Genomic DNA, 12,383 nt, shown 5'->3' on the forward strand with positions numbered 1-12,383 from the left:
GAGCGAAATCGCGAGCAAGAACGAGAACGACAAGACGCACATGCAGAGACGGACATGGTGATGGGGCAGGACATTCAGCCTCCGGAGGAGGCCCGGCCCGACGTGCCCGAACGGGTCTCCGGCGACGAGCCGCTGCTCGCCGCCCGCGTCCACCGGCCCTCCGACCTGATGCGGCTGCTCGCCGGTCTGCTCGCCATCGGGCTCGTCATCGCCGTCGCCGCGTTCGCCCACGCGACGACCTCGGGCCTTGAGGAGGACATCAACAAGGGCGCCGGCGGCGCACCCGATGTCTTCGTCAAGATCGCCGGTCTCGTCTCCTCCATCGCCGTCCTGCTCGTCCCCGTAGCCTTCGCCATCGAACGCCTGATCAAACGTGACGGGCTGCGCATCGCGGACGGTGTCCTCGCCGCCGTCCTCGCGCACGGCGTCACCCTCGCCACCGACCTCTGGGTCGCCCAGGCCGCGCCCGGCACCATCCAGGACGCGCTGACCCAGCCGGCGTCCGGCGGCGGGCTCACCGACCCCGTGCACAACTACCTCGCCCCGGTGATCGCGTACATGACCGCCGTCGGCATGGCCCGCAGACCCCGCTGGCGGGTGTCGCTCTGGGCGGTGCTGCTGCTCGACGCGTTCACCATGCTGGTGGCCGGCTACACCACCGCGCTCTCGATCATCCTGACCGTCCTGATCGGCTGGACGGTGGCGTACGGCACGCTGTACGCGGTCGGCTCCCCCAACGTCCGGCCCACCGGGCAGACCCTCCTCGCCGGCCTGCGCCGGGTCGGCTTCCGGCCCGTGACGGCGCTGCGCGCCGAGGGCGTGCCCGACTCTTCGGACAGCGGGGACCGGGGCCGCCGGTACATCGTGACCCTGGAGGACGGGCCGCCGCTCGACGTCACCGTCGTCGACCGCGAGCAGCAGGCGCACGGCTTCTTCTACCGCGCGTGGCGGCGGATCACCCTGCGGACGATCACCACCCGCCGGTCGATCGTCTCGCTGCGGCAGGCCCTGGAGCAGGAAGCGCTCCTCGCGTACGCGGCGATCGCCGCCGGGGCGAACGCGCCGAAGCTGATCGCCACCTCCGAGCTCGGACCGGACGCCGTGATGCTCGTGTACGAGCACATCGGCGGCCGCAGCCTCGACTCGCTCGACGACGACGACATCACCGACGAGCTGGTCCGCAGCGCCTGGCGGCAGGTACGGGCGCTCCAGTCGCGCCGGATCGCACACCGCCGGCTCACGGGCGACGCGATTCTGGTGGATCGTTCCGGCAGGGTGATCCTCACCGATCTGCGCGGCGGTGAGATCGCGGCCGGCGATCTGATCCTGCGGATGGACATCGCCCAGCTGCTCACCACCCTCGGTCTGCGCGTCGGTCCCGAGCGCACGGTCGCCGCGGCCGTCGAGGTGCTCGGCCCGGACGCCGTCGCCGACTGTCTGCCGCTGCTCCAGCCGATCGCGCTGAGCCGCTCCACGCGCGCGACGCTGCGGAAGCTGGCCCGGGAGCGGTCGGCACGCGAGCGGGAGGCCGTGCTCGCGGCCTCGGAGGCGGCCAAGCACGAACGGGAGCTGGCGAAGGCCGAGGCCGCCGCGGCCGCCGCGGAACCGACGGCCGCGCGGGCGGAGACCAAGGCCGAGAAGAAGGCGGACAAGAAGGCCGAGAAGCGGGCCCTCGACACGGCTCTCGACGAGGCCCGCGAAGAGGATCTGCTGGCCCAGATCCGTCAGCAGGTACTGCTCATCCGCCCGCAGGCGCCGGTGGAGCCCGTCCGTCTCGAACGGATCAAGCCGCGGACCCTGATCAGTCTGATCGCGGGCGCGGTCGCCGCGTACTTCCTGCTCTCGCAGATCGCCAAGACGCCGCTGTCGACGGTCAGCCAGGCGGACTGGCGGTGGGTGGCGGTGGCGGTCCTGTTCTCGGCGGTCAGCTACCTGGCGGCGGCGATGAGCCTGCTGGGCTTCGTCCCGGAGCGCGTCGGGTTCTGGCGGACGGTGGTGGCGCAGGTCGCCGGCTCGTTCGTGAAGATCGTCGCCCCGGCCGCGGTCGGCGGTGTCGCCCTGAACACCCGCTTCCTCCAGCGCTCGGGGGTACGGCCGGGGCTCGCGGTGGCCAGCGTCGGGGCCTCCCAGCTGTTCGGTCTCGGGGCGCACATCCTGCTCCTGCTCTCCTTCGGCTATCTGACCGGGACGGAGCGGTCGCAGTCCTTCACCCCGTCGAGGACGGTCATCGCCGGTCTCCTCACGGTCGCGGTCCTCGTGCTCGTCGTGACGGCGATCCCGTTCATGCGCAAGTTCGTGTCGACCCGGCTCCGGTCGCTCTTCGCGGGTGTCGTGCCGCGCATGCTGGACGTCCTCCAGCGGCCGCTGAAGCTGGTGACCGGCATCGGCGGGATGCTGCTGCTCACCGCCGCGTTCGTGCTCTGCCTGGACGCCTCGATCCGTGCTTTCGGCCACGGGCACCAGTCGATCAGTTACGCGAGCGTGGCGGTCGTCTTCCTCGCGGGCAACGCGCTCGGCTCGGCGGCCCCGACACCGGGTGGTATCGGCGCGGTCGAGGGCGCGCTCACCCTCGGTCTGTTGGCGGTGGGCCTGCCCATCGAGGTCGCGACCCCGGCCGTGCTGCTCTACCGTCTGCTGACCCTGTGGGTCCCCGTCCTCCCGGGCTGGATCTGCTTCAACTGGCTGACGAAACGCGAAGCGCTGTGAGCGGCGGAGTCCCTCGGGGCCTGTCCGGCGGATCGGGCCGGGGCCGCGGCGCCCGGTCCTGATCCGCCGGGCACCCCCTGGGCGCCACCCGCATGGACCTCCGTCCCGCGCGGCGGCGGAGGCGGCGGCCCACCATGGGCGTATGCCGATCTCCGCCGCCCAGCGCGCCGCTCTGCTCACCGCCACGACCGTGCTGCTCGCCGCCGGATGCTCGGACGGGGGCGACAAGGCGGCGGACCAGGCGGAGCCGAGCGGCTCGGCCGGGGTCTCGGCGCTGGCGGCGCAGAAGCTCGCCTGGGCGCCGTGTCCGGCGCCGTCCGCGGCCGAGGGCGGCGGGGAGCCGCCCGCCCCGCTCCCCGGGAACGTCGCCTGGGAGTGCTCCTTCCTCCAGACGCCGCTGGACTGGTCGGTGCCGGAGGGCGAGACCATCGAGCTCGCGCTGATCCGGGCCCCCGCCCGCGACAAGGACCGGCGGATCGGTTCGCTCGTCTTCAACTTCGGCGGGCCCGGCGGCTCCGGCATCACCGGACTGCCCGGCTTCGCGAAGGATTACGAGACCCTGCGCAGCCGCTACGACCTGGTGTCCTTCGATCCGCGCGGGGTGGGCCGCAGCGAACCGGTCGAGTGCGCGACCGACAAGGAGCTCGACGCCTACTACGCCCTGGACTTCACGCCCGACGACGAGGCCGAGGAGCGGACGCTCTCCGACGCGCAGAAGAAGTACGCGGCAGGCTGCGAGAGGGACGCGGGCCCGGCCCTGCCGCACGTCGGCACCGAGAACGCCGCCCGGGACATGGACCTGATGCGCCAGGTCCTCGGCGACGACAAGCTCCACTACTTCGGCATCTCGTACGGCACCGAACTCGGCGGCGTCTACGCCCACCTGTTCCCCGAGAACGTCGGCCGGGCCGTCTTCGACGCGGTCGTCGACCCGGAGGCGGGCGTCGAGGAAGGCGCGCTCGGCCAGGCGAAGGGCTTCCAGCTCGCCCTGGACAACTTCGCCCAGGACTGTGTGGACCGCGGCGACGAGTGCACCCTGCCCGGCTCGACCGTCGCCGAGATCGAGACCTTCGTGACCGATCTCCTCGCCTCCCTCGACAAGGAGCCGATCGCCGGCATCGGCGAACGCAAGCTCACCCAGACGCAGGCCACCAACGGCATCGCGCAGGCCCTCTACTCCAAGGAGTACTGGACCTATCTGGAGCAGGGCCTCTCCGACGCCGAGGGCGGCGACGGGGCGCTGCTCCTCACCCTCTCGGACTCGATGAACGGGCGCGGCCAGAACGGCTCCTACAGCAACATCCAGGCCGCCAACGCCGCCATCAACTGCGTGGACTTCAAGGAGCGCTACACCCTGGGCCAGGCCAAGGAGCGGCTCGGCACGTTCCGCGAGGCCTCCCCCGTCTTCGGCGATTTCATGGGCTGGGCGCTGGCCGGCTGCTCGCAGTGGCCGGTGCCCGGGACCTGGGAGCACCCGGACGTCTCCGCCCCCGATTCGGCGCCGATCCTGGTCGTCGGCAACACCGGCGACCCGGCCACCCCGTACGAGGGCGCCCGGTCGATGGTGAAGGCGCTCGGCGACGGCGTCGGCGTGGAGCTGACGTACGAGGGCGAGGGCCACGGCGCCTACAACAGCGGCAGCGCGTGCGTGAAGAAGGCGGTCGACGCGTACCTCCTGGACGGCAAGGTCCCGGCTTCCGGAACCGTCTGCAAGCAGCCCGGAGGGACGACCTAGGATGGGCCGCCCTGACGGGCTCCTGGGGGGAACACATGTCCATACGGATACGGGCGGCGGTCCTGGCCGTCACCGGACTGCTGGTCGCGGGCTGCACGAGCGCGGGCGACGGCTCGCCGGCCGCCGAGCCCGGCACGGCCCCGCCGACCACCGACGCCAAGCCCTCGGCCACCGCCGCCGGGTCCTCGGCCACCGCCGTTCCCCCGCTGCCCGCCTCGCTCACCGGTCAGCGCCCCGACTGGAAGCGCTGCGCGGCCCCCGATGACGGCGGCGGGGAGCAGCCCGGTGCGGAGTGGCGCTGCGCCACCGTCAAGGTGCCGCTCGACCACACGAAGCCCGAGGGCGCGACGATTCCGATCGCGTTGATCCGCAAGGAGGCCGGCCGCGAGGGCGAGCGCATCGGCTCGCTGCTCTTCAACTTCGGCGGCCCCGGAGCCTCCGGAGTCGACATCCTGCCCCGGGCGGCGGAGGAGTACGGGACGCTCGGCGAGCGCTACGACCTGGTGGGCTTCGACCCGCGCGGAGTGAACCGCAGCTCCGGGGTGGTCTGCCGGACCGACGCCGAACAGGCCACCGCCGAGGCCACGATCGACCTCACCCCGGACTCGGACGCCGAGGAGGCCGCGTACCTCAAGGACAACGCGGCCTTCGGCGCCGGATGCGCCCGGCGCTCGGGCACGGTCCTCCCGTACACCACGACCAGCGCCACCGCCCGCGACCTGGACCTGATCCGGCAGGTGCTCGGGGACGCGAAGCTCCACTACTTCGGCATCTCGTACGGGACGCAGCTGGGCGGCACGTACGCCCATCTCTTCCCGAAGAACGTGGGCAGGTTCGTCCTCGACGCCGTCGTCGACCCGACCGCCGACGCCGCCGGGCACGCCCGTCACCAGACGATCGGTTTCCAGCGGGCCCTGGACAACTACCTGAAGAGCACCGGCCAGGACCCGAAGGCCGGGACCGAGCGGATCTCCCGCCTGCTGCGGAAGCTCGACCGTGCTCCGCTGACCGTCGGCGAACGGCGGCTCACCGAGGGCCTGGCGCTCACCGGCATCGCGGTGACGCTGTACGGACAGTCCAACTGGCCGCTCCTGACGGCGGCCCTGGCGGACGCCGAGGGCGGTCGCGGCGGCGCCCTGCTCGAACTCGCCGACCACTACAACGACCGTGACGCGAGCGGCCACTACGCCACTCAGTCGCACTCCCAGCGATCGATCTCCTGCGCCGACTCCAGCGCGCGGCCGACCGCGGCGGAGGCGAAGGCGCTGATCCCCGAATTCCGGCGTCTCTCCCCCGTGTTCGGCGCGTTCCTCGCCTGGGACACGGCCGGCTGGTGCGCCGAGTGGCCGGTGAAGGGCGAGCGGGCGACACCGGAGGCGAGCGCCCCGGGCGCCGCCCCGGTCCTCGTCGTCGGCACGACCGGCGACCCCGCGACCCCGTACGAGGGCGCGGAGAAGATGGCGAAGGAACTCGGCACGGGTGTCGGCGTCCTGGTCACCAACGAGGGCGAGGGCCACGGCGCGTACGGCACGTCGTCGTGCGTGACGGCGACGATCGACGCGTACCTCCTGGACGGCAAGGTCCCCGCGTACGGCAAGACCTGCTCCAGCGGGACGGCTCGCAGCGGGGCGTGACCCGTGGCGGGGCACGAGAAGGGGCCCGGATCCCGTGTCGAGATCCGGGCCCCTCCGTCGGGCCGACTAGTAGACCGGCTTCTCGGGCTCGATCTGGTGGACCCAGCCGATCACGCCGCCGCCGACGTGCACCGCGTCGGCGAAGCCCGCGGACTTCAGCACCGCGAGGACCTCCGCACTGCGGACGCCCGTCTTGCAGTGCAGGACGATGCGCTTGTCCTGCGGGAGGTCCTGGAGGGCGGTGCCCATCAGGAACTCGTTCTTCGGGATCAGACGCGCGCCCGGGATCGAGACGATCTCGTACTCGTTCGGCTCGCGGACGTCGATGATGTCGATGTTCTCGCCGTCGTCGATCCACTCCTTGAGCTGCTTCGGAGTGATCGTGGAGCCGAGCGCCGCCTCCTGGGCCTCCTCGGACACGACGCCGCAGAAGGCCTCGTAGTCGATGAGCTCGGTGACGGTCGGGTTCTCGCCGCAGACCGCGCAGTTCGGGTCCTTGCGGACCTTGACCTGGCGGTACTGCATCTCCAGGGCGTCGTAGATCATCAGGCGGCCGACCAGCGGGTCGCCCACGCCGGCCAGGACCTTGATGGCCTCGGTGACCTGGATGGAGCCGATGGACGCGCACAGCACGCCCAGGACGCCGCCCTCGGCGCAGGACGGGACCATGCCCGGCGGCGGGGGCTCCGGGTAGAGGCAGCGGTAGCAGGGGCCGTACTCGGACCAGAACACGGACGCCTGGCCGTCGAAGCGGTAGATCGAACCCCAGACGTACGGCTTGTTCAGCAGCACGCAGGCGTCGTTCACCAGGTAACGGGTGGCGAAGTTGTCCGTGCCGTCGACGATCAGGTCGTACTGGCTGAAGATGTCCATCACGTTCTCGGCTTCGAGCCGCTCTTCGTGGAGGATCACGTTCACGTACGGGTTGATGCCGAGCACGCTGTCGCGCGCCGAGGCGGCCTTGGAGCGGCCGATGTCGGCCTGGCTGTGGATGATCTGGCGCTGGAGGTTCGACTCGTCGACCTCGTCGAACTCCACGATGCCGAGCGTGCCCACGCCGGCGGCGGCCAGGTACATCAGCGCCGGCGAGCCGAGGCCACCGGCGCCGACACACAGCACCTTGGCGTTCTTCAGCCGCTTCTGCCCGTCCATCCCGACGTCCGGGATGATCAGGTGGCGGGAGTACCTGCGGACCTCGTCTACGGTGAGCTCGGCAGCCGGCTCGACCAGGGGTGGCAGCGACACGGGGACTCCGGTTGTCGGTATGTCAGTACGGTTGTTCTCCCCGTAACACTGCCACGCTCCTTCTCATTCCGAGACACCCGGTCCGATCCGCGAGACGATTTCGTCCCAGTAGCCGGGCAGCGAGTGGAATGGCGCACTTTGTCCCGGGGCCCCCGAACGATCGGTGAAGAAGATCGTTCCGGCTCCCTGCCAGCGGGCGATCCGCAGGGCCTCGTCCAGGTGGGTGCGCGGAACGCCGTGCACGAGATGGACGAACTTCGCCTCCGTGTACTCCGCCGTCCACTCGGCCACCTGCGACCAGCGGTAGTCCGCCCAGCCACCCGAGAACGTCACCAGCTGATCGGCGGTCTCGGCGTATCCCGGATGGGGATGGGTGCCATGGCCGAGCACGAGATGGGCCTCGCCGCCGAGGACCGCCTCCAGGGTCGCGGTGACCCGCCGCACCCCGGCCAGGTCCGCCCGGTCCGAGGGGCAGCGGTCCAGGTAGTAGCCGTCGACCTTGTACCAGTCGACGAAGCGGTGGGCGTCCGAGACCAGCTCCCCGAAGGGCCGGGAGCCGTACGCCGCGTCCAGGTGCCCGAGGACCCTGACCCCGGCGTTACGGAGCCTCCCCGCCGCCTCCAGACAGTGCGGGTCGGGGCGGCTGCCCGGCCCCTCCGCCACATTGAGCACCGCCCAGTGCAGCGGGGTCCCGGGGCGGGTCAGCTCGCCCCACTCGACGGGGGCCAGCAGTGGGTGGGCGTAGCCGGGCACGCCCACCCCCAGGGCCTCCTTCACCGCCCCCGTGGTCGCCGTCAGATGCGACACGCCGCCTCCATCCAGATGTCGGCGAGCGACTCCTCCAGGTTGATCCGGGGCCGCCAGCCGAGCCGGTCGCGGGCGGTGCGGACATCGGCCTGCTGCCAGGGCCCGCAGCCGTCGGGGTACGGGTAGGGCGCGGAGGCCAGCTGGTCGGCGATGGTCCCCTCGCTGCGGGGGGCGCCGATCATCGGGCGCTGCGGAATGCCGTGCGGGGCGTCCAGCTCGTGCAGGTTGCCGGAGTAGCCGGCGACCCTGGCGAGGACGGCGGCGGCGTCCCGGAGCCGGACCGCGCGGCCGGTGCCGATGTTGACGACGCCCTGGGCGGCGGAGAGCGAGGCCGCGTGCACGGCCCGCGCCACGTCCCGTACGTCGACGAAGTCCCGCTGCACGCCGAGGCCGCTGAGCTTCAGCTCGCCGTCCCCGGCCTGCATGGCCCGGCGCATCGCCTCGGCGAGACGGCCCAGCGGGGAGCCGGCGGGGGTGCCGGGGCCCACGGGCGAGAACACCCGGAGGACCACGGCGTCGAGGCCCGAACCCAGGACGAGTTCGGTCGCCGCCAGCTTCGACACCCCGTACGGGCCGCCGGGGCGGGGCACGGCGTCCTCGGCGGTGGAGGAACCGGGCTGGCTCGGCCCGTACTCCGAGGCGCAGCCGACCTGGACGAGCCGGGCGCCGCAGCCGCTGCGCCGCAGGGCCTCGCAGACGGTGGCGACGGCGACGGTGTTGTGGCGGGTCAGGTCGCGGGCGCCGCCCCGGGTGGCACCCGCGCAGTTCACGACGACTCCGGGGTGGACGGCGTCGAGGAAGCGGGTCAGCGCGCCGGGACTGCCGGAGGCGAGGTCGAAGCGCACGTCGGCGTCGTCGCCCCGGCCGAGGGCGGTGAGGTGGACGGCCGGGTCGGCGAGGAGCCGGTCGGCGACGAAGCGGCCGATGAAGCCGTTGGCTCCGAGCAGTAGCACCCTCATCGTGCGGCCCCTTCGTGCCGACCGGCCGTTCCTTGGGGTTGCGGGGTCATGTCTTCGGTCTCCTTGCGAGTGATGAGAGAGGTGACGGGGCACGCCCGCGGCGTCGGCTCCGCGGGTGTGAAGCGGATTCCTGCCGGGAGGCTCGGCGGGGTGGGAGGTGCGGTGGCCGCCCGGCCTCCGACGGGGGTGGTGGCGGGTTCTCACGGGGTGGCATGGGCCGAGGCCCGGGCAAGGGCGGTGGTCGCGTGGGCCAGCAGGCCGAGCGCGGCGGCGCCGCAGACGAGGGTGGGGACGGCCCCGGGGCCCCAGGCGTCGACGACGGCACGCACGGGGGCGGCGAGCACGTCGAAGCCGGAGACGGGGACTCGGGCGGCGAGGACGCTCGCGAGGGCGAGCGCCTCGGCGGCGCCGGCGGCGGCGAGGGCGGCCGCGGCCGTCTCGGGGAAGCCGTGGACGGTGAGGAGCCGGGCGAGGAGCAGGAGCGCGCCGAGGGCCAGGGCCCCGGAGGTGAAGCCGGTGAGCCCGAGCAGGACGGTGAGGGCGAGCAGTTGAAGGGTCACGGTGCCGAGGAGCAGCGGGCGGGTCCCGGCGGCGAAGTCGGCGAGGCCCCGGCTGTCGGCGATCCGGCGGCGCGCCCGGTTCGCGAAGAGCCGGGCGCACCAGGCGGCGGGGGCGACGGCGAGCGCGAGGCCCAGGAACGGGCCGGGGGCCAGGTCCCAGGGGCCGTCGGGGCCCCCGCTGAGCACCTGCGTCAGGAGTCCGTCGCCGCCGACCGCGTACGCCAGGAGCCATCCGGTCCAGAGCCGGGCGGCGGGCACGGTCCCGCCGTCGGGGGCGCGGAAGGGGCCGCGCCGGACGGCGAGGAAGAGCGCCGCGGCGAGCAGCAGGGTCCCGGTCGCGCCGACGGCGAGACGCACGGGTCCGTGGGTGACGGCGAGCCCGATGCCGGTGAGCGCGGCGGCGGCGCCGGGGGTGAGGACGGCGAGTGCCCAGGCGTCGGTGTCGCGCGGCGGCGGCGCCGGGGGCGCGGCGGTGTCGCTGCCGCGGGGCACGCGCGCGTACAGCTCCTCGGCCAGGGAGAAGACGTCCCGGTGCCGGAACCGTGCGGCGGTCCGGTCGGTGAACCCCTGGGCTTCGAGCCCGGCGGCGATCTCCAGCGGGTCGACGGCGCGCGCGCAGAGCTCCCGGTGCCGGAGCATGAGCACTTTGACGGGGTCGGCGGTGCCGCGCCGGGGGCGGGGGGCGGACGCGCCTGCCGGGCCGGGATCCACCGGTCCGGTCGCGTCCGGCGGGCCGGGCCGGGTGGCCGTACGCGGTGTGCCGTCCGCCGCCGCCGGGGCGGTGGGCGGCTCATGGTCGGCGTCCGGCCGCGGCGGCGTCGTCGTGTCGCCCTCCCGCAGGGGCTCCGCGGCGGTCTCCCCCGGGGCCGGGGCTATCCCGGACGGCGGGGCGTCGACGGGCTCCTCGGGGGTGCGCGGGTCGTGGGCGCCGCCGGTGCGGGGGGTCAGTGCGGGGGCGCCGAGGAGGGCCTCGGAGCGGGCGTCCCAGGCTCCGGGGCTCGTCGGGGCGGCGGAGCCGCGCATGGGGGTGTCTCCTTCAGGCATCGGGGGCTCCTGTCCCGGCGGCCACGGCCTTGGGCGCCCAGCTGCCCGGCACGTGTGCCTCGGCGGGGTGGGCGAAGGGCACGCCGTCCCCGGGGCGGTGGCGCACCGGCGCGTGGGAGAGGAGCTCCAGGTAGATTCCGCGGAACGCGGCGAGGTTCTGTTCGACGGTGAAGAGTTCGAGCGCGCGGGCGCGGGCGGCGGCGCCCAGGCGGTGGCGGCGCTCGGGGTCGCGGAGCAGCGCGAGGCAGGCGTCGGCGAGCGCCCGGGGGTTGCGCGGGGGGACGACGAGGCCGGTGCCGCCGATGATCTCGACGACGGCGCCGACGTCGGTCGAGACGGTGGCCCGCGCGCAGAACATCGCCTCGACGAGACTCGCGGGGAAGCCCTCGACGACGCTGGACAGGACGACGACCGCGCCGGAGGCGTAGGTGTCCTCCAGGGTGGGCGCCTCGGGGCCGCCGAGCTCCTCGAAGGTGACCGGGTTCTCGCCGACGGCGTGCGCCCCGGCGGCCTCGTCGGGGAAGAGCTGGGCGGCGAGCCCCTTGATGTGGGCGAGGTACGCGCCCCCGCCCGGGTCCGGTACGGGCACGGCGACGATCCTCAGCCGGGCGTCGGGCTGCCGGGCGCGGATCTCGGCGAAGGCGTGCAGGAGGGCGATGAGGTCCTTGGCGGGTTCGACCCGGCCGACCCAGACGAGGGTGGTGGGGTCGCCGCTCTCCTCGTCCTCGCCGACCTCGGCGAAGCGGTCGGCCGCCATGCCGGGGTGGACGGTGCGGATCCGGGCCCGGTCGGCGCCGCACTTCTCCTGCCAGCGGCGGGCGTGGGCGTTGCCGGGGGTGAGGATCGCGGCCTGCCGGTAGATCTCGGCGGCGAGCCGGCCGTGGAGGGCGGCGAGCAGGGTGCGCAGGGGGGCGGAGCGGTCGGCGCCGGTGGCCGAGAGGTAGTGGGAGCGGAGCTGTACGCCGTATTCGGTGACGAGCAGCGGGGTTCCGAAGAAGCGTTTGGCCAGCAGGCCGGGGACGGCGGTGGTGCCTCCGCCTGCGGCGTGGCAGAGGTCGGCGGCGCCGAGCGCGTCCTCTGCGTACCAGTCGAGGGAGAGGGGGCGCAGGGTGCGCTCCAGGTGCTCGGCGAAGGCGAGGTGGTCGGGGAGTCCGGCGGCGGCCGCGCCCCGGCGTGCGCCGGGCGCGCGGCAGGCGGATTCGAGGGTGCGGACGGCGTCGTCGGAGCGGAGTGCGCCGGGCAGTCCGCCTCGCTCGCGGGCGAGTTCGGCGAGCGCGTAGAGGCCGGTGGCGAAGGGGCCGTCGGTCTCGCCCTGCCCGCCGGTCCCGCCCTGTCCGTAGGTGTCGCCCTCCTCGCACACTCCCACCGCCAGCTGGTGGAAGGCCTCGGTGAAGCGGCGGCGCTCGCGTCGGCCGTAGGCGCGGCGGGCGGCGCGGTGGTTGCCGAAGGCGGTCCGTTCGAGGAGGTTCCTGGAGGCGGCGGCCGTGTCGGGGCTTCCGGGGACCGCGGTGCGTGCGACGCGGGCGTTCGGCGGGAGGGGCCGCGGGGTGCCGGACCCGCCGAGGGCGTACAGGTCGAACTGGTGCTGTCCGAGTCCGCGTACGAGCCGCTCGCACCAGAGTCCGGACTCACCGGTGGCGTACGGGTAGCCACCCTCCGTGAGCAGTCCGATCCGCATGAGTGCACCCCCGAT

At 73.7% G+C, this 12,383-nt stretch carries 8 protein-coding genes; 3 read left to right on the forward strand and 5 right to left on the reverse strand.

Annotation, left to right across the window (positions count from 1 at the left end):
* The first annotated feature begins 54 nt into the window (after positions 1-54).
* The 3 genes from OG259_RS14735 to OG259_RS14745 all read left to right on the forward strand — a co-directional run bounded on the left by OG259_RS14735 (position 55) and on the right by OG259_RS14745 (position 6,075).
* Positions 55-2,706 carry a flippase-like domain-containing protein gene (locus OG259_RS14735; RefSeq protein WP_443051967.1) on the forward strand — a complete coding sequence of 884 codons (2,652 nt, stop codon included), beginning with the start codon at positions 55-57 and terminating at the stop codon, positions 2,704-2,706.
* A gap of 142 nt (positions 2,707-2,848) precedes the next feature.
* A complete protein-coding gene (locus tag OG259_RS14740; RefSeq protein ID WP_328942684.1) occupies positions 2,849-4,441 on the forward strand; it encodes an alpha/beta hydrolase in 1,593 nt (530 codons plus the stop codon).
* Positions 4,442-4,476: 35 nt separating this feature from the next.
* Complete coding sequence (locus OG259_RS14745; protein ID WP_328942685.1) at positions 4,477-6,075, forward strand: alpha/beta hydrolase; 1,599 nt, start codon at positions 4,477-4,479, stop codon at positions 6,073-6,075.
* Between the two features lie 66 nt (positions 6,076-6,141).
* Here OG259_RS14745 and moeZ read toward each other — a convergent pair whose 3' ends face one another.
* From moeZ to OG259_RS14770, 5 genes are all read right to left on the reverse strand, one after another.
* A complete protein-coding gene (gene moeZ / locus OG259_RS14750; protein WP_319309980.1) occupies positions 6,142-7,320 on the reverse strand; it encodes an adenylyltransferase/sulfurtransferase MoeZ in 1,179 nt (392 codons plus the stop codon).
* Positions 7,321-7,383: 63 nt separating this feature from the next.
* Positions 7,384-8,127: a spherulation-specific family 4 protein gene (locus tag OG259_RS14755; protein WP_328942686.1), complete on the reverse strand. Its 744-nt coding sequence runs from the start codon at positions 8,125-8,127 to the stop codon at positions 7,384-7,386.
* The gene (locus OG259_RS14760) at positions 8,115-9,086 is read right to left on the reverse strand and encodes an NAD-dependent epimerase/dehydratase family protein (protein ID WP_266896348.1); all 972 of its coding nucleotides are present in this window, start codon (positions 9,084-9,086) and stop codon (positions 8,115-8,117) included. Before OG259_RS14760 ends, OG259_RS14755 begins: the two co-directional genes overlap by 13 nt.
* A 200-nt stretch (positions 9,087-9,286) precedes the next feature.
* Positions 9,287-10,690 (reverse strand): hypothetical protein, encoded by a 1,404-nt coding sequence (locus OG259_RS14765; RefSeq protein ID WP_328942687.1) that lies wholly within the window; start codon positions 10,688-10,690, stop codon positions 9,287-9,289.
* Positions 10,683-12,368 carry a glycosyltransferase gene (locus OG259_RS14770; RefSeq protein WP_328942688.1) on the reverse strand — a complete coding sequence of 562 codons (1,686 nt, stop codon included), beginning with the start codon at positions 12,366-12,368 and terminating at the stop codon, positions 10,683-10,685. The genes OG259_RS14765 and OG259_RS14770 overlap by 8 nt, the downstream gene beginning before the upstream one ends.
* Positions 12,369-12,383: the final 15 nt, after the last annotated feature.

Source organism: Streptomyces sp. NBC_00250, assembly GCF_036192275.1.
Classification (GTDB): Bacteria; Actinomycetota; Actinomycetes; order Streptomycetales; family Streptomycetaceae; genus Streptomyces.

Excerpts from the sequence above, each read along its gene's own strand:
- OG259_RS14740 (WP_328942684.1), top strand. The coding sequence starts at position 2,849 with ATGCCGATCTCCGCCGCCCAGCGCGCCGCTCTGCTCACCGCCACGACC.
- OG259_RS14760 (WP_266896348.1), bottom strand. The coding sequence starts at position 9,086 with ATGAGGGTGCTACTGCTCGGAGCCAACGGCTTCATCGGCCGCTTCGTC.
- OG259_RS14765 (WP_328942687.1), bottom strand. The coding sequence starts at position 10,690 with ATGCCTGAAGGAGACACCCCCATGCGCGGCTCCGCCGCCCCGACGAGC.
- OG259_RS14735 (WP_443051967.1), top strand. The coding sequence starts at position 55 with ATGGTGATGGGGCAGGACATTCAGCCTCCGGAGGAGGCCCGGCCCGAC.
- OG259_RS14745 (WP_328942685.1), top strand. The coding sequence starts at position 4,477 with ATGTCCATACGGATACGGGCGGCGGTCCTGGCCGTCACCGGACTGCTG.
- OG259_RS14770 (WP_328942688.1), bottom strand. The coding sequence starts at position 12,368 with ATGCGGATCGGACTGCTCACGGAGGGTGGCTACCCGTACGCCACCGGT.